Source organism: Polaromonas sp. P3_B4 (assembly GCF_056402835.1).
Genome location: NZ_JBFUGQ010000001.1, coordinates 2915861 through 2937572 on the forward strand (window position 1 = coordinate 2915861; position 21712 = coordinate 2937572).

21 protein-coding genes are annotated in these 21712 nt (G+C 62.5%); 6 read left to right on the top strand and 15 right to left on the bottom strand.

The annotated features are described in order from the left end of the window. Positions 1-30 precede the first annotated feature (30 nt). Genes AC1DVV_RS13880 through ruvC form a run of 6 tightly spaced genes read left to right on the top strand, consistent with a single transcriptional unit; the run spans position 31 to position 4783 of the window. Complete coding sequence (locus tag AC1DVV_RS13880; protein ID WP_457281085.1) at positions 31-879, top strand: energy transducer TonB; 849 nt, start codon at positions 31-33, stop codon at positions 877-879. Between the two features lie 48 nt (positions 880-927). Beyond that, a complete protein-coding gene (aroE, locus tag AC1DVV_RS13885) occupies positions 928-1767 on the top strand; it encodes a shikimate dehydrogenase (RefSeq protein ID WP_477666629.1) in 840 nt (279 codons plus the stop codon). A 13-nt stretch (positions 1768-1780) separates the two neighbouring features. Next, positions 1781-2530, top strand: a complete 750-nt coding sequence (locus AC1DVV_RS13890; protein ID WP_457281087.1) for a transglycosylase domain-containing protein — start codon at positions 1781-1783, stop codon at positions 2528-2530. A gap of 29 nt (positions 2531-2559) precedes the next feature. Then, positions 2560-3192 (top strand): lysophospholipid acyltransferase family protein, encoded by a 633-nt coding sequence (locus AC1DVV_RS13895; protein ID WP_457281088.1) that lies wholly within the window; start codon positions 2560-2562, stop codon positions 3190-3192. A 19-nt stretch (positions 3193-3211) separates the two neighbouring features. Then, a complete protein-coding gene (locus AC1DVV_RS13900) occupies positions 3212-4192 on the top strand; it encodes a phosphatidate cytidylyltransferase (protein WP_457281089.1) in 981 nt (326 codons plus the stop codon). Positions 4193-4234: 42 nt separating this feature from the next. Beyond that, positions 4235-4783, top strand: coding sequence for a crossover junction endodeoxyribonuclease RuvC (ruvC, locus tag AC1DVV_RS13905; RefSeq protein ID WP_477702016.1), 549 nt, complete (start codon positions 4235-4237; stop codon positions 4781-4783). An 18-nt stretch (positions 4784-4801) separates the two neighbouring features. Here the strand turns inward: ruvC and AC1DVV_RS13910 are convergent, their stop codons facing one another. From AC1DVV_RS13910 to AC1DVV_RS13980, 15 genes are all read right to left on the bottom strand, one after another. After that, entirely contained in the window at positions 4802-5230 is a 429-nt protein-coding gene (locus tag AC1DVV_RS13910; RefSeq protein ID WP_477666627.1) for a hypothetical protein, read from the bottom strand. 197 nt (positions 5231-5427) lie between these two features. After that, the gene (locus AC1DVV_RS13915; protein WP_457281092.1) at positions 5428-5604 is read right to left on the bottom strand and encodes a hypothetical protein; all 177 of its coding nucleotides are present in this window, start codon (positions 5602-5604) and stop codon (positions 5428-5430) included. Between the two features lie 17 nt (positions 5605-5621). After that, positions 5622-6545, bottom strand: coding sequence for a UDP-3-O-acyl-N-acetylglucosamine deacetylase (lpxC, locus tag AC1DVV_RS13920; RefSeq protein WP_457281093.1), 924 nt, complete (start codon positions 6543-6545; stop codon positions 5622-5624). Positions 6546-6631: 86 nt separating this feature from the next. Continuing rightward, on the bottom strand, positions 6632-7609 hold the full coding sequence (locus AC1DVV_RS13925) for a dienelactone hydrolase family protein (RefSeq protein WP_477666626.1): 978 nt from the start codon (positions 7607-7609) through the stop codon (positions 6632-6634). Between the two features lie 99 nt (positions 7610-7708). After that, positions 7709-8938: a cell division protein FtsZ gene (gene ftsZ / locus AC1DVV_RS13930; RefSeq protein WP_457281095.1), complete on the bottom strand. Its 1230-nt coding sequence runs from the start codon at positions 8936-8938 to the stop codon at positions 7709-7711. Positions 8939-9084: 146 nt separating this feature from the next. Then, positions 9085-10314 (bottom strand): cell division protein FtsA, encoded by a 1230-nt coding sequence (gene ftsA, locus AC1DVV_RS13935; RefSeq protein WP_431098281.1) that lies wholly within the window; start codon positions 10312-10314, stop codon positions 9085-9087. Positions 10315-10318: 4 nt separating this feature from the next. Next, on the bottom strand, positions 10319-11122 hold the full coding sequence (locus tag AC1DVV_RS13940) for a cell division protein FtsQ/DivIB (protein WP_457281096.1): 804 nt from the start codon (positions 11120-11122) through the stop codon (positions 10319-10321). Further along, on the bottom strand, positions 11119-12096 hold the full coding sequence (locus tag AC1DVV_RS13945) for a D-alanine--D-alanine ligase (protein WP_457281097.1): 978 nt from the start codon (positions 12094-12096) through the stop codon (positions 11119-11121). Before AC1DVV_RS13945 ends, AC1DVV_RS13940 begins: the two co-directional genes overlap by 4 nt. Then, positions 12093-13526 carry a UDP-N-acetylmuramate--L-alanine ligase gene (gene murC / locus AC1DVV_RS13950; protein ID WP_477666625.1) on the bottom strand — a complete coding sequence of 478 codons (1434 nt, stop codon included), beginning with the start codon at positions 13524-13526 and terminating at the stop codon, positions 12093-12095. The genes AC1DVV_RS13945 and murC overlap by 4 nt, the downstream gene beginning before the upstream one ends. Beyond that, complete coding sequence (gene murG / locus AC1DVV_RS13955) at positions 13523-14605, bottom strand: undecaprenyldiphospho-muramoylpentapeptide beta-N-acetylglucosaminyltransferase (RefSeq protein WP_477666624.1); 1083 nt, start codon at positions 14603-14605, stop codon at positions 13523-13525. The genes murC and murG overlap by 4 nt, the downstream gene beginning before the upstream one ends. Next, positions 14602-15858 (bottom strand): putative lipid II flippase FtsW, encoded by a 1257-nt coding sequence (gene ftsW / locus AC1DVV_RS13960; protein WP_457281100.1) that lies wholly within the window; start codon positions 15856-15858, stop codon positions 14602-14604. Before ftsW ends, murG begins: the two co-directional genes overlap by 4 nt. Further along, positions 15855-17645 carry a UDP-N-acetylmuramoyl-L-alanine--D-glutamate ligase gene (gene murD / locus AC1DVV_RS13965; protein WP_477666623.1) on the bottom strand — a complete coding sequence of 597 codons (1791 nt, stop codon included), beginning with the start codon at positions 17643-17645 and terminating at the stop codon, positions 15855-15857. The genes ftsW and murD overlap by 4 nt, the downstream gene beginning before the upstream one ends. 5 nt (positions 17646-17650) lie before the next feature. Further along, complete coding sequence (gene mraY, locus AC1DVV_RS13970) at positions 17651-18829, bottom strand: phospho-N-acetylmuramoyl-pentapeptide-transferase (protein WP_457281102.1); 1179 nt, start codon at positions 18827-18829, stop codon at positions 17651-17653. After that, the gene (locus AC1DVV_RS13975) at positions 18819-20228 is read right to left on the bottom strand and encodes a UDP-N-acetylmuramoyl-tripeptide--D-alanyl-D-alanine ligase (protein ID WP_457281103.1); all 1410 of its coding nucleotides are present in this window, start codon (positions 20226-20228) and stop codon (positions 18819-18821) included. The genes mraY and AC1DVV_RS13975 overlap by 11 nt, the downstream gene beginning before the upstream one ends. Further along, on the bottom strand, positions 20225-21712 hold the full coding sequence (locus AC1DVV_RS13980; protein WP_457281104.1) for a UDP-N-acetylmuramoyl-L-alanyl-D-glutamate--2,6-diaminopimelate ligase: 1488 nt from the start codon (positions 21710-21712) through the stop codon (positions 20225-20227). Before AC1DVV_RS13980 ends, AC1DVV_RS13975 begins: the two co-directional genes overlap by 4 nt.

Sequence of the window (21712 nt, forward strand, 5' to 3'; positions counted from 1 at the left end):
TACGCTCATAAACACCGATAATCTCTTCCTGTGAAGTCACCAAGCACACTGCAAATCGCCCTGGGCGCCTCCATCGCCTTTCATGCGGTGTTGCTGACGGCGCGTTTTGTTGATCCGGACCGCTTCAACCGCGTCTTTCAGGACACGCCGCTGGAAGTAATCCTGGTCAACGCCAAGTCCAACGAAAAGCCTGACTTTGCCAAAGCCATCGCGCAGGCCTCGCTGGCCGGTGGTGGCGAGATGGAAAAAGGCCGCGCCACCTCCCCCTTGCCGCCTTCGGCCCTGATGGAGCTGGGCGACGCCACCGAAGACGCCCAGCGCAAGGTCGATTCTCTGCAGGAGCAGCAAACCCAGTTGCTCGCGCAAATCAAAAAGCAGCTGGCCTCCATGCCACCGCCCGACCCAACACAGCCCGCCAACAACCCGGCGCAGGCCGAGCGCGAGGAAAAACGCAAGCAGCTCGTCAAGATCCTGGCGGAAATCGAGCGGCGCATCAACGAAGAAAACGCACGGCCGAAAAAGCGCTACATCAGCCCGGCCACACGTGAAGAGGTCTACGCCGTTTATTACGACGAACTGCGCCGCAAGATTGAAGACAAGGGGACGGTGAACTTCCCCGAGCTGGCCGGCAAAAAACTGTACGGTGAACTCACGATGATTGTGACGGTGAATTTTGACGGCAGCGTGATCGACACGGAAGTCGTGCAGACCTCGGGCAACCTGACGCTGGACCGGCGTGCGCAAAGCATCGTGCGCGGCACCGGGCCTTTCGGCAAGTTCAGCGATGCGATGCGCAGCAAGGCGGACCAGATCGTGGTGGTGTCGCGCTTCAAGTTCACGCGCGATGACACGCTTGAAACCAAACTCACCAGCCGCTAGCCCCGACTGCTGCTTTCAGCCCCACGCACATGAACACCCGGCCCCGCCATGGATAAATACTACGTCCTGGGCAACCCGATCGCGCACAGCAAGTCTCCGTTGATTCACGCACGATTTGCCGAGCTCACGGGGCAATCCCTGCAGTACGAACGCCTGCTGGTGCCGCTGGAGGCGTTCGGCGCCACACTGGCTGAACTGGTACGGGGCGGCGTAAAAGGCTGCAACGTCACCGTGCCTTTCAAGCTGCAAGCTTTTGAAGCCGCAAGCACACGGACCGACAGGGCGCAATTGGCCCAGGCCGCCAACACGTTGGTGCTGCAAGGCGGCGCCATCCACGCCGACAACACCGACGGCGTAGGCCTGGTGAACGACATCCAGAACAACGCCGGTGTTTCGCTGGCCGGGCGCGACGTGCTGCTGATCGGAGCGGGGGGTGCCGGTGCCGGCGCGCTGGCCGCCCTGCTGGGGGCCGGGCCACGCCGTCTGGTGCTGGTCAACCGCACGCGGGCGAAAGCCGACGTGCTGGTGGCACGGCACCGGACACACTCGTCCATGCAAGGTTTGCTACAAAAAACGGAGCTGCTCGCGCACGACTTACAAGGGTTGCAGGGCTATTTCGATGTAATTGTCAATGCCAGCGCAAGCAGCCTGGCGGGCGCGGGTGTGCCGGTTCCGGCGAGCGTACTCAAGCCCGGCGCGCTGGCCTGCGACATGATGTACGGCCCCCCAGCTGCGGGCTTCATGGCCTGGGCCCGGGAAAACGGCGCGACGCCGCGCGACGGGCTGGGCATGCTGGTGGAGCAAGCCGCCGAGGCCTTCGCGCTGTGGCGCGGGGTTCGTCCGCCCTCTGCCCAGGTATTGCGGGAAATGCGGGCGCAGCTGGCATGAAGGCACGCACGCCATGAAAGCGCTCTTCAGACTCATCGGCCTCGGGCTGCTGGCAGGTCTGGCGCTGCAACTGTTTTTTGTGGCGCGCATTGCCATGATGGCCGTGGTGGACCCGGAATCCACCGCTTTTCAGCGCTCGGAAGCCTACCTGGTAGTTCGCAACACCGGATCCCTCAAATGGCGGCAGCAATGGGTGCCTTACGACGACCTGCCGGACAACCTCAAGCGTGCGGTAATCGCATCGGAAGACGCCAGCTTCGCCGAGCATGACGGCGTGGACATGGAGGCACTTGAGAAAGCCTGGGACAAAAACGCCAAGGCCGAGCTGCGCGCCGCACAGTCCGCCAGCCGCCTGGCTCCCGCCAAGGCAACGGCGACACCCGCCAGACCGGTGAAAATCATTGGCGGCTCTACCATTACCCAGCAGCTCGCCAAAAATCTTTTCCTGTCGGGTGAGCGCACGCTGCTCCGCAAAGGCCAGGAGCTGGTGCTGACGCTGCTGCTCGAAGCCCTGCTCGGCAAGGAGCGCATTCTGGAGATTTACCTCAACAGCGTGGAGTGGGGCGAAGGCATTTTTGGCGCCGAGGCCGCAGCGCAGCATTACTATCGCAAGCCTGCGTCAAAACTGAGCGCCTATGAATCCGCGCGGCTGGCCGTCATGCTGCCGCGCCCCAAATACTTTGAAACGCGGCCCGGCTCGGGCTACCTGGCTTCGCGCGCCAGCACCATCACGGCCCGCATGGGCGGTGTGGAACTGCCCTGAATGCTGAACAGCAAAAAGGGCCGAACCCCATGAACGACAAATTTTCTCCCATCCTGGCCAAGCTGATGGGGCTTTTCCTGCTGGGGCTGATCCGCACGCTGACCGGTGCACAGGCCCGCTGGCAAGGCTGCCCGCCCAAGGCGGAACAGCGTATTTATTTTGCCAACCACCAGAGCCATGCCGACCTGGTGCTGATGTGGGCGGCGCTGCCGGAAGAGCTTCGCAGCATCACGCGGCCGATCGCCGCGAAAGACTACTGGACCAAAACGCCTTTCAAGAAATGGATCACCACGGCGGTCTTCAATGCGATTTACGTGGACCGTGCCAAGACCGGCGACCAGGACCCGCTGGAGCCGCTGATCGAGGCCCTGACCAGCGGTGACTCGATCATCCTCTTTCCGGAAGGCACACGCGGCAACCACGAAGAGCCGCAAAAATTCAAGGCGGGCCTGTACAACCTGGCACTCAAATTCCCGCAGGTGGTGCTGGTGCCGGCCTGGATCAACAATGTGCAGCGCGTCATGCCCAAGGGGGAAGTCGTGCCGGTGCCCATTCTCTGTTCGGTCACCTTCGGCGCGCCGATTGCGCTGGGTGCCGGGGAAGACCGGGGCGAATTCCTGACGCGTGCGCGCCAGGCCGTCATGGATCTCAGGGAAACCTGACACAAGGCCTGGAATCCTGATGAACACCTTTTTGCGCAACCTTTCTCCCTCACACCAGGTCGGCCTGCTGTTCGTGCTGGTATTCGGCATCCTGACACTCATCAGTGTGGCCGCCTTCGTGATGTCGCTGAAGGACACCCATGAAGACGACCTGCACACCCAGAAGCTGAAAGAATTCAACGGCCTGCTGCGCACCTCGTGGTTCATGTCCACGGTGTTCTGGATCGGCTGGACGCTGGGAGAAACCGTGGCGACCGTGCTGTTCGGCATGGTCGCCTTTTTTGCGCTGCGCGAGTTCATCACGCTTTCACCCACCCGGCAGGGTGACCACCGCAGTCTGGTGCTGGCTTTTTTTGTCGTGCTGCCGGTGCAGTTTGCACTGGTCATCACGCGGCACTTTGACCTGGTGACCGTGTTCATTCCGGTCTACGTGTTCCTGGCGATCCCGGTGGTCAGCGCGCTGGCCGACGACCCGCACCGTTTCCTCGAACGCAACGCCAAGCTGCAATGGGGCATCATGGTCTGCGTCTACGGCATCAGCCATGTGCCTGCCCTGCTGCTGCTGAAGTTTCCCAACTACCAGGGCAAAAACGCCTTTCTGGTGTTCTTCCTGGTGTTTGTAGTGCAAAGCTGCATGATCGTCCAGCACCTGGTGGGCCGCAAACTGCAACGGCCGGGCAGCGCGCCCAATGTCAGCAAGAGCTTTAACTGGACCAGCTGGTTGATCGCCGTCGTTGGGGCCAGCCTGCTGGGCGGCCTGCTCGCGGGCCTCACGCCCTTCAAGCCGGCGCAGGCGGTGGCCATGGCCTTCATTGCCTGCGTATCAGGCTCGCTCGGGCACCTGGTGATGAAAGCCCTCAAGCGTGATCGCGGTATTCCCAACTGGGGGAACCGCGGCGTGGGCGTCACCGGTGCCAGCGGCCTGCTGGACCGCGTGGATGCGCTGTGCTTTGGCGCACCCATATTTTTTCATTCAGTTAGATGGTATTTTGGCCTGTAACCCAATGAAACCATGCGCGAGCAGCTATCAAATGTATAGCATATGAGAATCCTCGGCATCGACCCCGGCCTGCAGGTCGCAGGTTTTGGCGTGATCGACATGGACGGCCAGCATCTGCGTTATGTGGCCAGCGGCACCATCAAGACCACGCATATGGAACGCAGCGATTTGCCGGGCCGGCTGAAGGTGCTGTTCGAGGGCGTGTGCGAAGTGGTGGAGCGCTACCAGCCCGATGCGGCCTCTGTCGAAATCGTGTTTGTGAACGTCAACCCGCAGGCGACGCTGCTGCTGGGCCAGGCGCGCGGGGCCTGCATCACGGCCCTGGTCTCGCGCCAGCTGACAGTGGCCGAATACACGGCGCTACAGCTCAAAAAGGCGGTTGCGGGCTATGGCAAGGCGGGCAAGGCCGAGGTGCAGGAGATGGTGATGCGCCTGCTGAAGCTGCCCTCCCTGCCCCGCAAAGACGCGGCCGATGCGCTGGGGCTGGCGATTACCCACGCCCATGTCGGTACCGCGATGCAGAGGCTGGCTGCGGCGGCGGGAACCGGCGCAAAACCCACGGGGAACTACAGGAACGGACGAAGCCGTTAGATCGCGGTGATCTGCGCCTTAGCGGCCGCGGTATTCAGCGACCACCTCATCCAATGAAGGGTTCGACTTGGCTTTTCCGCGCACCAGCACTATGGGCAGTTCGCCACTCATGATGGACGAGATGCGCTGGGCGTCGGCGGCATCGCCACTTGTCACGGTGAAGCTGATACTGTGGGTGCGGGTAACCGGAATCCCCTTGCCCGAAAGCTGCTCGGCCAGGCTATTTGCGCGCTGGGCCGCCTCTTCCGGGCAATCCTCGGCGGCAATAACCTGTACCGCATTGGAAGCGGTACTGCTCGTTCCGGGCAACGCCACAAATCCATTTGAACCTGAGCTTCCCGCAGAGCCAGTTGAGGCCACCACCGGCTGGCCCTCACGGTGTTTGGTCCAGTATTGATACCCAAAACCAGCAAGGCCGAGCACGATAAGGACTTTGATGAAGCTCATGGGTCATCTCCGGGAGTTATGCCGGGGGGCAGGTCATCGAACACCACAGGCGCATGCACACGGCGCCTCAGCGTTACCGCCCGGTGCAGGGGCAAATCGTTATGAGCGAACTATAGCGGTAAGGACCATAAAACGGACCAGCCGACAATCGCCAACAGGCAGCGGCTGGGCCGCCATCGCAGTCACGATGGCTGACGCTATGCCAGACGCTCAAGTACCAATACGCCGAAAAAGCCAAACGCGGCGATCAGCGTCCACTTGAGAATGGTGAGCCCGAACTGCTTGAACCGTGGCTGCCCAGTACCGGCGTAAAACATGAACGACACCACCGCGGCCAGCAAAAACAGCAGGATGAGCCAGCGAAACAGCAGCATGGCGTGTTCCGCCGGCCCTACCAGGCACGCGCCAGCGTGGCGAAGCCCTGCGGTGCTTTTTTCTCGTCCTCGAAGGTGACGACTTCGTAGGCGTCCTGGTGCGACAGCAGCTCGCGCAGCAGCTTGTTGTTCATTGCGTGGCCGGAGCGAAATGCGCTGTAGGCGGCCAGCAGCGGTTTGCCCAGCAAATAGAGGTCGCCCATGGCATCGAGGATCTTGTGCTTCACGAATTCGTCGTTGTAACGCAGCCCGTCGCTGTTGAGCACCTTGTAGTCGTCCATGACGATGGCATTGTCCAGTCCGCCACCCAGCGCCAGACCATTGGCGCGCATCATTTCCACATCCTTGGTGAAACCGAAGGTACGGGCCCGCGCGATGTCGCGTGTGTAGGCGCCCGAACCCATGTCGAACTCCACGCGCTGACCGGTGGAGTCCACCGCAGGGTGGTCGAAATCAATTTCAAAACTGAGTTTGTAGCCTTCGTAGGGACTCAAACGCGCCCACTTGGCCGTGGCGCCCTCGCCTTCGCGCACTTCCACAGGCTTGATCACGCGGATAAAGCGCTTGGGCGCGGCCTGCAGCGCAATGCCGGCAGATTGCAGCAAAAATACAAAAGAGGAAGCCGAACCATCCAGAATGGGAACCTCTTCCGCCGTGATGTCCACATACAGGTTGTCAATCCCCAGGCCCGCGCAAGCCGACATCAAATGCTCTACCGTGTGCACCTTGGCGTTGCCGCTGGAAATGGTGGAAGCCAGCCGTGTGTCCGTCACGGCCTGCGCGGAGATGGCGATGTCCACCGGCTGCGGCAAATCCACACGGCGAAACACGATGCCCGTGTCCGGCGCGGCGGGGCGCAAGGTAAGTTCCACCCGCTGGCCACTGTGCAGGCCCACGCCCACGGCTTTGGTCAGGGATTTAAGGGTACGTTGCTGAAGCATATGGGTGATTTTAAGTGTTGCAGCCGATTGCCGCAGTTGGAGTCTTTGATGGCCACCATAGCCAAAGTGCTACAAGTCTTGCCCTGCTACAGGTGCTGCCTGAAGAATGCCGTCCAGTGCGGCACCGCGACGAAGCGATTCTTCCAGTAGCCCGTGTGGAAAACCTTGCTGACACATCGGGCCATCACGGCGTTGACGTCGTCGCCGGGCATGGTGATGCCGCTGTTAAGTTCGGTCACGCCCGATTCGTCGACCAAAACATCGCATTTGGCATAGTGCGGCCCAAAGACATTGCGTTGCCGTTTGTAAGGCGCGTCGAAACTGTGGCCCTCGCCTTCCAGTACCACGATCTTCGCGTTGCCGCCGCGCCCGTTCATCCAGCCCACGTGGCGTTCACAGTACCGGCTCGGGGTTTCGTCGTCCACTTCACCCGTGATGAAAAGAAATGGGGAATTCACGTAGGCGTCACGCCGGGCATTGCGGTAACCGCAGTAGCCATACAAACCCACCACCGCATCGACGGGTTTGAGGTTGAAGTCGTCGGCGTACAAGCGCCGCATGTTGCGCTCAATCAGTGCGTGGGCGAATTTCTGCTGCATCATGACTGCGGCACCGCCACCCTGCGACTCACCGATGCTGCCGACCTTCTCGAAACCGCGGCCGCGCAACCAGCCGGCAGCTGCGAGGCTGTCAATGGCCATATTGAATTCGTTACCGCCTTTGCGCGATGCCGCCGGATAGTCGTTGTGCGTCACGTCGATGCCTCGAGGCTTCCAGTGATCGATCACCAGCGCTGCGAAACCCTCCTTCTGAAGGCTGTCCACATAGTCGAACATGCGGCTGTCGATACCCTGCGATCCGTGCGAGATCAGCACAATCTTCGTCTGCCCGGGCTGGCTGAACAGGTAGCCCTGCGCATGGAGCTTGTTGCAGACAAAGGGAGTACCCGCACACACCATGCTGGGCCAACTCACTTTTTCGGCCGCCTCGGGCCTGGCGGTCTGGGCAACCGCAGGTTGTGCGAAAAGAACGACCAGCGCGGCGCAAAGCCCTCGCATGTCCATGGCGACCTCTTTCTTCCTGAGATGCTCCGAATTGGAAAGGCCAGAAAAAAGGGCGGACTGCAACCAGTCCACCCTTTTAATGATCCACTTGCGAGAACCTTAATCGGCCTGCTTGCGCAGAAAGGCAGGAATCTCGAAGTCGTCCATCCCGCCAGAAGCCAGGGCATCGACTTTTGCCGCCGCCTGGGTCCGGTTGGTGCGCCACACGCTGGGCACCGACATGTTGCCGTAGTCAGGCTGTGCCGATCCCATGGCCGTCTGCGCCGTGCCGGCGCCATTGGCCGTTGTGTTCAGCGTCGGGACGTTGAACGGCACGTTGTCAGTACCCGTGCGCAGCACCTGCAGCGGCGGCGCATGGCGGCGCACGCCCTGGCGGGACAAGCCGGTTGCGACCACGGTCACACGGATGTCGTCGCCCAGCTCATCGTCGTAGGCCGTGCCGTAGATCACATGCGCATCGGGGGAAGCGTATGCGCGGATGGTGTTCATCGCCAGCTTGGATTCGCTCAGCTTGAGCGAGCCCTTGGCCGCGGTGATCAGCACCAGAACGCCTTTGGCGCCCGACAGGTCAATGCCTTCCAGAAGCGGGCAAGCTACAGCCTGTTCGGCGGCGATGCGCGCACGATCAGGACCGTTGGCCTTGGCCGTTCCCATCATGGCCTTGCCGGGTTCACCCATCACGGTGCGCACGTCTTCAAAGTCGACGTTGACGTGGCCGGGCACGTTGATGATTTCGGCGATGCCGCCGACGGCGTTTTTCAGCACGTCGTTGGCATGGGCAAAAGCCTCATCCTGCGTCACATCGTCACCCAGCACTTCGAGCAGCTTTTCATTGAGCACCACGATCAGTGAGTCAACGTTGGCTTCGAGTTCGGCCAGGCCGAGGTCGGCATTGGTCATGCGGCGCCCGCCTTCAAAATCAAACGGCTTAGTCACCACGCCGACGGTCAGGATGCCCATCTCCTTGGCCACGCGCGCGATCACAGGAGCCGCACCGGTACCGGTGCCGCCGCCCATGCCCGCGGTGATGAACAACATGTGCGCGCCAGCAATGGCGCTGCGGATATCGTCCACCGCCAGCTCGGCTGCATCGCGCCCTTTGTCGGGCTTGCTGCCCGCGCCCAGGCCGCTGGCACCCAGCTGGATGGTCTTGTGCGCGCTGCCGCGGCTGAGCGCCTGCGCGTCGGTATTGGCGCAGATGAATTCGACGCCTTGTACGCCGCATTCGATCATGTGCCCAACGGCATTGCCGCCACCGCCGCCCACACCGATCACCTTGATCTGTGTGCCCTGGTTAAATTCTTCGATTTCAATCATTTCGATGCTCATTGGGAGCCTCCTAATCAATAAACTGCAGTTGCCAATAATCGGAAATTTGTATTTATGGTTGACATGGCTTCTTCATGCAGGGGGATCCGCCCCGCCGGAATGCATACAACGGGATGGTCTGCCGATAAAAGTGAAGTAGGTTTTCATCAGAAGTTCCCCACAAACCAGTCTTTGACACGGCCGAATGCGTTGTGCACACTGCCTGCCTTTTGCGACACCTTGTAGCCCCGCATGCGCGCAAGCCGGGCTTCTTCGAGCAAGCCCATGACCGTGGCTGCCCGGGCCTGGGCCACCATGTCTGACAGCGCACTGTTGTAGCGCGGTATGCCGCGTCGCACGGGCTTGAGGAAGATGTCCTCGCCGAGCTCCACCATGCCGGGCATGACGGCACTGCCACCGGTAATGACGATGCCCGAAGACAACACCTCTTCGTAGCCCGACTCGCGGATCACCTGCTGGACCAGCGAAAAAATTTCCTCGATGCGCGGCTCGATCACGCCCGCCAGTGCCTGCTTGCTCAGCATGCGCGGCCCCCGGTCTCCCAGACCCGGCACTTCCACCTGCGTGTCGGGGTCGGCCAGCAGCTGCTTGGCGTAACCGCTTTCCACCTTGATGTCTTCTGCGTCCTTGGTGGGCGTACGCAGCGCCATCGCGATGTCGCTGGTGATCAGGTCACCGGCGATCGGGATCACCGCGGTGTGCCGGATGGCGCCACCGGTGAAGATGGCCACGTCGGTGGTGCCGGCACCGATATCGACCATGGCCACACCGAGCTCCTGCTCGTCCTGTGTCAATACCGCCAGGCTCGAAGCCAGCGGATTGAGCATGAGTTGATCGACTTCAAGCCCGCAGCGCCGCACACATTTGATGATGTTTTCAGCAGCACTCTGGGCGCCCGTCACGATGTGCACCTTGGCTTCCAGGCGTATGCCGCTCATGCCGATGGGTTCGCGCACGTCCTGGCCGTCGATCACGAACTCCTGCGGCTCCACCAGCAGCAGGCGCTGGTCGGTCGAGATGTTGATGGCCTTGGCCGTCTCGATCACGCGCGCCACGTCGGCCTGCGTGACTTCCTTGTCCTTGACCGCCACCATGCCGCTGGAGTTGATGCCGCGGATGTGGCTACCGGTAATGCCGGTGTAGACGCGGGCGATCTTGCAATCGGCCATCAGTTCGGCCTCTTTCAGGGCCTGCTGGATGCTTTGCACCGTGGCGTCAATATTGACAACCACCCCGCGTTTGAGCCCGTTGCTCGCCGCGATGCCCAGGCCGGCAAGCTTGAGCTCCCCGCCCGGCATGACCTCGGCCACCACCGCCATGACCTTGCTGGTTCCGATGTCCAGCCCGACCACCAGATCTTTGTATTCCTTGGCCATATGTTTACCTTTTTTTCTTTCCGTCGTCTTTGTCAGCGGGGCTTCCCGTGGTGACACCCCTGAGCCTGATCGCATAACCATTGCCGTAACGCAGGTCGGCGGACTCCAGGTCCCGCCCGTACCGGGATGACACCTGCGTCACCGTGGCAATAAAGCGGCGGGTGCGTGCCTGTATTTCGTCCAGTGACCCGTGCCCGAGCTCGATCACGGCGCCGCTGTCCAGCTGGGCACGCCAGCCACCCTGGCCGGTCATCTGCAATTGCTCCAGCGTGGCATCTGTTTCATCGAACATCGGCGCAAGCGCCTGGTAGGCCTGCAGTACCTGCGCCGCCTGACCCGGCGGCCCATTGAGCACCGGCAGGTCTTCTGCCTCGACGTCGCCCTGGTTGGCCTCAAACACTTCACCAAAGCTGTTGACGAGCCGGGCATCGCCCTCAGCCCCCCAGAACGCCACCGGCTTGTGTTCCTGCAGCACCACCTTCAGCCGGTTGGGAAATTCGCGCTGCACCAGCGCCCTGCGCACCCAGGGAACAGACTCGAACACCGCGCGCGTGGCGCCCAGGTTCACCGTGAAAAAATTGCCGGACAACCTGGGCGCCACATTGGCCCGCAGCGTCACCGCGTTGTTGTGCGCCAGGTCGCCCTCCACACGGATCGCGCTCAGGCTGAACAGGGACTGGCGCATGAGCCACGCCACAGCCAGTGACGCAACCATGGCGGCAAACGCCAGGCCCAGAACCACCGAGAAGGTGTTCATGAGCTTGACGTCCAGCGGCAAGGAAGGCGGCAGTGGCAGGGCTCTGCTCAAGTGGCGGCTCCTCCGTGTTTCTGGTGATCGAGCGAAGCAGTCTTCAGCACTTCGATGCAAAGGTCTTCATACGAGATTCCGGCCGCACGGGCGGACATGGGCACCAGCGAATGCCCGGTCATTCCCGGCGACGTGTTGATCTCCAGCAGGTAGGGCTTGCGCGTGGCCTTGTCTATCATCACGTCGGCGCGGGCCCAGCCGCGGCAATTGAGAATGCGAAAGGTGTCCAGCACAAGCTGCTGGATGACCGCCTCTTCGCCCTCGGGCAGCCCGCAGGGAACCAGGTACTGGGTGCTGTCGGTGAAGTATTTGTTCTGGTAGTCGTAGTTACCGTCGGGCGCTACTATGCGGATGACCGGCAGCGCGCGCGCGCCGGCACCGGTACCCAGCACCGGGCAGGTCACTTCGTCACCGCTGATGAATTGCTCGCACAGGACATCGGCATCGAGTTTTTCGGCCTGTGCCACTGCGCCGGCCATGGCGGAGCGTTCCGTCACCTTGGTCAGCCCGATCGATGAACCTTCGCGTGCCGGTTTGACGATCAACGGCAGGCCGAGCGCATCCGGCAACGCGGCAATGTCGGCAGCGCCATAAGTGCCGCGGCGCAACAGGCGGTATTGAGGTGTCGGCAATCCTTCGGAGATCATCACGCGCTTGGTCATGACCTTGTCGATGGCCATGCTGGAAGCCATGACGCCGGAGCCGGTGTAGGGAATGCCCAGCAATTCGAGCGCGCCTTGCACCGTGCCATCCTCGCCGAAGCGTCCATGCAATGCGATGAAGCAACGCTCGAACCCATCCTCCTTCAGCTCGCTCAGGTCGCGCTCGGCAGGATCGAAGGCGTGGGCATCCACGCCACGCGAGCGAAGCGCTTTCAGTACCCCGTTACCAGACATCAGCGAAACTTCGCGTTCGGCCGATAGCCCGCCCATCAGGACGGCGACTTTTCCAAAATTCAACATGTCTGCTTTCATGTCCGGACCTCCCTGGTGCCGCCATGCCCTGCCGGCTCCAGCATTTCTGCAACCCTTGCGGGCACCATGCCGATGGATCCGGCACCCATGCACATCACGATGTCGCCATCCAGCGTGTTGTCGAGGATGGCCTGCGGCATGGCATCGATCTCGTCCACAAAGACAGGTTCTACCTTGCCGGCCACGCGCAAAGCCCGCGCCAGCGAGCGTCCGTCTGCGGCCACGATGGGTGCTTCACCGGCGGCATATACCTCGGACAGCAGAACCGCATCGGCGTTGCCGATGACCTTGACGAAATCTTCAAAACAGTCACGCGTGCGGGTGTAGCGGTGCGGCTGGAAAGCCAGCACCAGTCGCCGGCCGGGGAAGGCGCCGCGCGCGGCAGCCAGCGTCGCGGCCATTTCCACCGGGTGATGGCCATAGTCTTCTATCACGGTGAAATGCCCGCCGCCCTTGGCCGGCATGTCCCCGTAACTCTGGAAGCGCCGTCCGACGCCCCGGAATTCAGCCAGCGCTTTCTGTACTGCCGCGTCGGGCACGTTGAGCTCAACGGCAATGGCAATGGCCGACAGGGCATTGAGCACGTTGTGCTCGCCGGCCAGGTTGAGCACCACGTCCATGTCGGGCAAGGTCACGCCATTGCGGCGCTGTGCCGTGAAATGCATTTGTGCGCCCACCGGCCGCACATTGACGGCGCGCACCTGCGCATCTTCGCCGAAACCATAGCTGGTAATGGGGCAGGAAACCTGCGACAGGATGTCGCGCACGGCCGGGTCGTCGGTGCACAAGATCGCCGTACCGTAAAAAGGCATGCGGTGCAGGAAGTCGACAAAAGCCTTCTTGAGGTTGCCGAAATCGTGGCCATAGGTTTCCATGTGGTCGGCGTCAATGTTGGTGACGACGGCCATCACGGGCAGCAGGTTCAGGAATGAAGCGTCCGATTCGTCAGCCTCGACCACGATGTAGTCGCCGGAACCAAGTTTGGCGTTGGCGCCGGCGCTGTTGAGGCGCCCGCCGATGACAAAGGTCGGGTCCAGGCCGCCTTCGGCCAGCACGCTGGCGACGAGACTGGTGGTGGTGGTTTTCCCGTGGGTCCCCGCGATCGCGATGCCCTGCTTCAGGCGCATCAGTTCGGCCAGCATCAGCGCGCGCGGCACCACGGGAATGCGTTTTTCACGCGCCGCCAGAACCTCGGGGTTGTCGGCCTGTACGGCGGTGGATGTCACCACGGCGTCGACCATCTCAAGGTTGCCGGCGGTGTGGCCGACGAAGGTCTTGATGCCGAGCTTGCCCAGGCGTCGCAGCGTTGGGCTGTCTGACAGGTCAGACCCCGAAATGACGTATCCCAGGTTGTGCAGCACCTCTGCGATGCCAGACATGCCGGCGCCGCCCAGACCGATGAAGTGAATGTTTTTGATGGCGTGTTTCATGTCGCCAGCTCCTCACAAGCGGCCACCACACGGGCCGTGGCTTCAGTTTTTTGCATCGTTTTGGCCTGTAAGGCTTTCTGGACAAGCGCAAGCCGCTCTGTTTTTTGTAGCATTTCTGCCAGCATTCCGGCGCTGAGGTCGCGCTGCTGGATCAGCCATCCGCCTCCCTGGTCGACCAGGAACTTCGCGTTGACTGTCTGGTGGTCGTCGACCGCAGCGGGAAAAGGCACGAACACTGCCGCAGCGCCCACCGCGGCGATTTCCGTGACCGTACTGGCGCCAGCGCGGCAAATGATCAGGTCGGCATCGGCGAAGGCCTTCGCGGTGTCTTCAATGAAAGGCGTGAGCTCGGCCGATACGCCAGCCGCCGCATAGTTGGCGCGCAATTCTTCAATCTGCAGCGCGCCGCTTTGGTGGAGGACCTGTGGTCGTTCTGCTTCAGGGATCAGTGCGAGGGCTTTGGGTACCAGCTCGTTCAACCCCCGGGCGCCCAGGCTCCCGCCGACCACCAGCAGTTTCAGGGGACCGCTGCGTCCGGCAAAACGCTCTTGCGGGCCGGGCTGCCGGGTAAATGCTGGCCGCAGGGGGTTGCCTACCCATTCGGCTTTGGGCAACACGCCCGGAAATGCGGTGAAGACGCGGTCAGCCACACTCGCCAGCACCTTGTTGACCATACCCGCCACCGAGTTCTGCTCGTGCAAAACCAGGGGCTTACCCAACAGCACGCTCATCATCCCGGCCGGAAAACTGATGTAGCCACCCAGGCCAACCACCACATCGGGCTTGACGCGGCGTACCACCTGGATGCTTTGCCAAAACGCCTTGAGCAGGCGCAGGGGCAAGAATGCCAGCGTGACCGGCCCTTTGCCTCGCACACCGGAAAAATCAATCGATTCGAAAGGGAAGCCGCGGGGCGGCACCAGCTGGCTTTCCATGCTGGGGCGGACTGCGCTGCCACGCCCGCCCAGCCAGTGCACCCGCCAGCCGCGCTCCCGCAGGGCCTCAGCCACTGCCAGGCCCGGAAAAATGTGCCCGCCCGTTCCTCCGGCCATCACCAAAGCACAGTGTTGCTTGCTCATGCGCGGCCTCCTCTCATGAGCAGGCGATTCTCATAGTCAATCCTCAACACCACGGCCAAAGAAATCAGGTTCATCAAAATCGCCGAACCGCCATAACTCATCAGCGGCAGTGTGAGACCCTTGGTAGGCAGCGCACCGAGGTTCACGCCAATGTTGATGAAGGTCTGGAAACCTATCCAGATGCCAACGCCTTGCGCCACCAGACCGGCAAACAGGCGGTCCAGGGCAATCGACTGGCGACCGATGTGCATGATGCGGCGGGTCATCCACATGAACATGCCGATCACAGCCAGCACACCCAACAGGCCAAACTCTTCGCCAATCACGGCCATCAGGAAGTCGGTGTGCGCTTCGGGCAGCCAATGCAGCTTCTCAATGCTGCCGCCCAGACCCACACCGAAAATCTCGCCGCGGCCGAAGGCAATCAGGGAGTGGGAGAGCTGGTAGCCCTTGCCCATGGAGTATTTATCGCTCCACGGGTCGAGGTAGGCAAAGATGCGCTCACGCCGCCATTCGCTGAGCATCACCATCAAGCTGAAGGCAACCACCACCACAGCCGCGATGACAAAGAACATGCGGGCATTGACACCGCCCAGGAAGAGAATACCCATCGCAATGACCGAGATCACCATGAACGCGCCCATGTCGGGTTCGGCCAGCAATAACAATCCGACAATTGCTATGGCCACAGCCATGGGCATCACCGCGCGGAAGAAGCGCTCTTTCACTTCCATCTTGCGAACCATGTAATCGGCCGCATAGAGAAGCACCGCGAATTTCGCGAGCTCTGAAGGCTGAAAGTTCATGATGCCCAGCGAAATCCAGCGGCGGGCGCCGTTCACGCCTTTTCCGATAAAGGGCACCAGGACCAGTATCAGCAGCAACAGGGAGAGGACAAACAGCCAGGGCGCCAGTTTTTCCCATGTGGCCAGCGGCACCTGGAATGCCAGGACGGCAACGATGAGAGCGACCACCAGCGACAACACATGGCGCAGCAGGAAATGGGTATGCGCATAGCGCGCGAATTTGGGGTTGTCGGGCATGGCCACGGAAGCTGAATACACCATCACAAGGCCCCACATCAACAAGGCCACGGTGACCCACAGCAGCGCCTGGTCAAAACCGGCCATGCGAACAGGAGGTGCGGCCAGCGTCTGTGGCCGGCTGTGTCCGCCAAGCCGCACGGGAAGGACTTCCGACGCGGCCTTGCCGAAACCGGAGAACCAGCCGAAAAAGCGTGCGGCAGCCGTCACAGCATTTGCCCCTGTTCTTGCGCCAGCGCCTGCACGGCTTCACAAAAGACCTTGGCCCGGTGCTCGTAGTTGTCGAACATGTCGAAGCTTGCACAGGCCGGCGACATCAGGACGGCGTCACCGGTCTGTGCCTGCTGCGCGGCCAGGGTGACCGCTTCCTCCATGGATACGGCGTCGAACACTGGAATATTGCGGGGCAAGACCTCCTTGATGAGAGGCGCATCGCGCCCTATCAGCACCACGGCCCGGACGTGGCGTTGCACCGGGTCGGCCAGCGGTGAGAAGTCCTGCCCCTTGCCTTCGCCGCCCAGAATGAGCACCAGCTTGCGCTCCAGTCCCAACCCTGTCAGAGCCGCCACGGTGGCGCCCACGTTGGTGCCCTTGCTGTCGTCGAAGTATTCAACGTCATTGACGACAGCCACCGACTCCACGCGATGGGGCTCACCGCGGTATTCGCGCAGGCCGTGCAGCATGGGGGCGAGGTTGCAGCCCGCAGCCACAGCCAGGCCCAGCGCCGCCAGGGCGTTGGTGGCGTTGTGCCGCCCGCGTATGCGCAGGGCTTCGATAGGCATCAGGCGCTGCACGTGCAGCTCTACCTCTTCGTCTTTGCGGCGCTTGATGGTTTCGTCGGCCTCGGCCGCGCGCACCAACCAGGTCATGCCGTTGACGGTTTCAATGCCGTAGTCGCCGGGACGCTGCGGCTCGCCGGCACCGAAGGTCGCATGGGCGCGCACTTGAGGTGGCTTCAGGCGCACCTTGACAGGCGGTGGCAGCATGGCCATCACGCGGGCATCGTCACGGTTGAGCAACATAAAGGTGCTGACACCGAAGACCTTGGCCTTGGCCGCGACGTAGGCGTCCATGTCGCCGTGCCAGTCCAGATGGTCCTGCGTGATGTTGAGCACCACGGCAGCCGTCGGCTCAAAACCTTGCACATCGGCCAGCTGGAAGCTGGACAGCTCCAGCACCCAGACTTGGGGCAGGGTTTCGGCGTCCATATGGGCCGACAGCGTGTCGAGCAGCGTCGGGCCTATGTTGCCGGCCACGGCCACGGTTTTTCCGGCGCGCTGCACCAGTTGGCCCAGCAGCGAGGTCACCGTGGTTTTTCCATTGGTGCCAGTGATGGCCAGCACTGCGGGGCGGTAGCCCGGCACAGGTTCGACTTGCACCAGGGCCAGCAGGGCCGCGGGCAGTGTGGCATCTTCACCGGCTTCATCTGGAACCGGCGCGTCGTCCGCGGCATCCGGTGCGGCAATGACCGTCTCTTGCAGATCGCCTGAAGTGTCGGCCGCCACAGCGGCCTGGTCTTCGGGTGAATCAGCGGCATCGGCTACAGCGGCTTCGTCAACAGCTTCGGGCGCATCGGGCAAGGGCACGTCAGCCATTGGCTCGGGAGCTACAACAGCTTGGTCGGATTCTTCGACTACCTCAATGGTCGGTGGCTCGCGCAGATCCGCCAAAGCCCGCGCGAACAAATCCAGTTCTCCACCCACAGGCAATCCCATGGCGCGCGCGGCATCAGCCACGGACGCGATGGTCTCGGGCGTCAGACCGGGCGAGCGATAGACGGCGCGTACGGACGTGCCCTGCACCAGTTCGGGCGTGAAGACACCGCCCACAAATTTCACACCCGGAAGCTCTTCGCGCAAGGTGGCGAGCAAGGGTGGCGCTTCGCGCGTGTCGGCGACCGTCACGTGCGCCCCATGGCGCGAACACCAGCGCGCCATGGCCAGGCCGGACGCGCCCAGGCCCAGAATCAACACGGTTTGGTCTTGTAAATGCCGCATGCCTGTTACCTGAGCTTCAAGGTGGAAAGGCCGATGAGGCACAGCAGCATGGTGATGATCCAGAAACGCACGACCACCTGCGTTTCTTTCCAGCCGCTTTTCTCGAAGTGATGGTGCAGCGGCGCCATCTTGAGGATGCGGCGGCCTTCGCCGTAGCGCTTCTTGGTGTACTTGAACCAGGTCACCTGCATCATCACGGAGAGCGCCTCGACGACGAAGATGCCGCCCATGATGGCCAGCACGATTTCCTGGCGCACGATGACCGCGATGGTGCCCAGCGCGGCGCCCAGCGCCAGCGCGCCCACGTCGCCCATGAAGACCTGGGCCGGGTGCGTGTTGAACCACAGAAAGGCCAGGCCGGCGCCTGCCATGGCCGAGCAAAAAATCAGCAGCTCACCCGAGCCGGGGATGTGCGGGAAGAACAGGTATTTGGAGTAGACCGAGCTGCCGGTGACGTAGGCAAACACACCGAGCGCCGAGCCCACCATGACGACCGGCATGATGGCCAGGCCGTCCAGGCCGTCAGTCAGGTTGACGGCATTGCTGGAGCCCACGATCACGAGGTAAGTCAGGATCACGAAGCCGAACACGCCCAGCGGGTAGCTGATTTCCTTGACGAAAGGCACCAGCAGGCCAGCTTTGGGCGGCAGGTTCACGTCAAAGCCCGACTGCACCCAGCTGAAGAACAGTTCGAGCACGCGCATGTTGGAGCTCTCGGAGATGCTAAACACCAGGTACAGCGCCGCGATGAGGCCGATGATGGATTGCCACAGATATTTCTCACGTGACCGCATGCCTTCCGGGTCTTTGAGCACGACCTTGCGCCAGTCGTCTGCCCAGCCTATGGCGCCAAAGCCCAACGTGACGATGAGGACGATCCAGACGAAACGGTTGGACAAATCGAACCATAGCAATGTGGAAATTCCGATGGACAGCAGAATCAGCACACCGCCCATGGTGGGTGTGCCGCTCTTGCTCAAATGGGTCTGCATTGCGTATTCCCGAATTGGCTGCCCGATCTTCAGCGAGATCAGCCGCCGGATCACAAAGGGGCCCGCCAGCAGACCGATCAGCAGGGCTGTGAGCGCGGCCATGACTGCACGGAACGTCAGGTACTGGAACACCCTGAAGGACCCGAATTCGGGGGAGATTGACTGGAGCCACTGGGCCAGACTAAGCAGCATGGGGCTCTTCCTTCTGATGTTGTTGATGTTGTGTTTGATCTTGCGCATTGGCCGTGATGGCCTGGACCACACGCTCCATCCTCATGAAGCGAGAACCCTTGACCAGCACGCTGCCGGTGTGGGGCAGCTCGGCCAGCACGGCGGCGGCGAGTTCGTCCATGCCGCCAAAAATCTGCGCACCGCCAAATCCGGCCGCTGCCTGCTTTGACTGCTCGCCCAATGTGAACAATTTTTCAATACCCAGCGCGCGTGCATGGCGGCCGGCTTCATCGTGGAACTGCGGCCCCTGGTTGCCGACCTCGCCCATGTCACCCATCACCATCAGACGCGGGCCGGGCAGTTCGGCGAGGACCTCCAGGGCGGCGCGCATGGAGTCGGGATTGGCGTTGTAGCTGTCGTCGACCAACGTCAACACCCGGCCCGGCAGGGCCACGGCGATGGCACGGGAACGGCCCTTGACCGGCACAAAAGCCGAGAGGCCCACGGAGATGGATGCCAGGGGAACGCCCGCAGCCAGCGCGCAGGCCGCGGCGGCCAAGGCGTTCTTGACGTTGTGCCGGCCGGCGATGTGCAAAGAGAAATCAGTGTTGCCCGCCGGGGTCGTAGCCACCACCTTCCAGCAGCCGTCATCCCATTGCGCGGTAGCTGTGATGTCGGCGGCGCCCGCGAGCGCGAAGGTCAGTACCTTGCGCGTGCCGACCAGTTCACGCCACAGGGGGGTGTAGTCGTCGTCGGCCGGAAAGACCGCCGTGCCGCCCGCATCCAGCGACGCAAATACCGAGCCGTTTTCGCGCGCCACCGCTTCCACCGTGGCCATGAATTCCAGATGTTCGCGCTGCGCATTGTTGACCAGCGCGACGGTGGGCCTGGTAATTTCAGCCAGATAGGCGATCTCGCCCGGGTGGTTCATGCCCAGCTCGACCACCCCTACTTCGTGCTCGGCCGACAGGCGCAGCAGCGTGAGCGGCACACCGATGTCGTTGTTGAGGTTGCCTTCAGTGGCGAAGGCCTTGTTGGCCTTCCAGGCGCGCAAGATGGCCGCGATCATTTGCGTGACGGTGGTTTTCCCGTTGCTGCCCGTCACAGCCACCAGCGGCAGACGGAACTGCGAGCGCCAACCGGCGGCCAGTTGACCCAGCGCCAGGCGCGTGTCGGGCACTTCCAGCCCCGGCAGGCCAGCTTGCACCAGACCATGATGGGCAATCGCCGCGACTGCGCCCTGTGCCTTGGCTTGCGCGAGGAAATCATGAGCATCGAAGCGCTCGCCCTTGAGCGCCACAAAAAGGTCGCCCGCCTGCAGGCTGCGCGTGTCGGTGTTGACCCGCAAGGCCTGCACGCCGCCGTCACCCACAAGGCGAGCAGCGGACAACCAGCCCAGGGCTTGCTGCAGGCGCATCATGGCCGGCCTCCTTGTTTGGGCGAAGCCAGGGCATCGAGCGCCGCCTGCGCATGCTCGCGGTCGGAGAAGGGAAGCTTCACACCGCCCACTTCCTGATAACTTTCGTGGCCCTTGCCGGCCAGCAACACGATGTCTTCGGGGCAAGCCAGGCTCAAGGCGTGCGTGATGGCGGCTGACCGGTCGGCCTGAACGTGCACAGCATCGCGGCGGCTCAGGCCAAGCAAGACCTGGCAAATGATGGCCAGCGGGTTTTCGCTACGCGGGTTGTCGCTGGTCACTACCACCTGGTCGGCATTTTTTTCAGCTACAGCCGCCATCAACGGACGCTTGGTGGTGTCGCGGTCACCACCACAGCCGAACACGCACCAGAGCTGGCCATTGCGGTGTGCCGCAGCCGGCCGCAGCGCGAGCAACACCTTTTCAAGAGCGTCGGGCGTGTGGGCGTAATCAATCACCACCAGCGGCCGGCCCGGGACGGCCAGCGTCTCGGTGCGCCCAGGCACGGGCAGCAGGCCGGCACAGGCCTTGACCGCATCGGCCAGCGACACACCCATGGCGCGCAGGGCTGCGAGCACACCGAGCAGGTTGGACACGTTGTACTGGCCCACCAGCCGGGCAGCCAGCGTATGGCTTTCGGCACCCTCGGTCACCTCAAAACTCAATGCTTCGGTGCCGTGCTCGATCTTGCGCGCCTGCAGGCGTGCCGGTTCCGCGCAGGATACCGTCCAGAGGTCCAGGCCGCTCCCCGCGAGCGACTCCTTCAGTTCTGCACCCTTGGCATCGTCGATATTGATGACCGCCGCCTTCAGACCCGGCCAAGCGAACAGCGCGGCCTTGGCCTCCCAGTAGGCTTGCATGGAAGCGTGGTAGTCGAGGTGGTCCTGCGTGAAGTTGGTAAATATCGCGACCTCAATGGCGGTCGCGTCCAGGCGGTGTTCGACCACGCCGATGGAGGAGGCCTCCAGCGTACAGGCGACAAAGCCCTGGTCGGCGAAGCGCCGAAGTTCCTGTTGCAGCAGCACCGGGTCCGGCGTCGTCAGGCCGTTGGAAACCATGGCACCAGGCTCACCTATGCCCAGCGTGCCAATGACGCCGCATTTGTGACCCAGCCGGCCCAGAGCCTGCGCCAGCCACCAGGCGGTGGAGGTCTTGCCGTTGGTGCCGGTCACAGCGGAAATCCGCAATTGCCGGCTCGGCTGGTTGAAGTAGACGGCGGCGATAGGCCCGGTGGCGGCCTTGAGACCGGCGTATTCGGCGATCTTTTCGTCCTGGAAACCGAAGGCGGCCGCGCCTTCCTGTTCGACCAGACAGGCAGTGGCACCCGCAGTCAACGCACTGCCCACGAACTTGCGCCCGTCGGTCACGGTGCCGGGCCAGGCGACAAAGCCGTCGCCCGGGGTCAGCCTGCGGCTGTCCGTGCACAGGCTGCCGCTCACGCGTTCGCGCAACCAGCCGGCGGCTTGTTCAGGGGTGTGGAGTTGCAT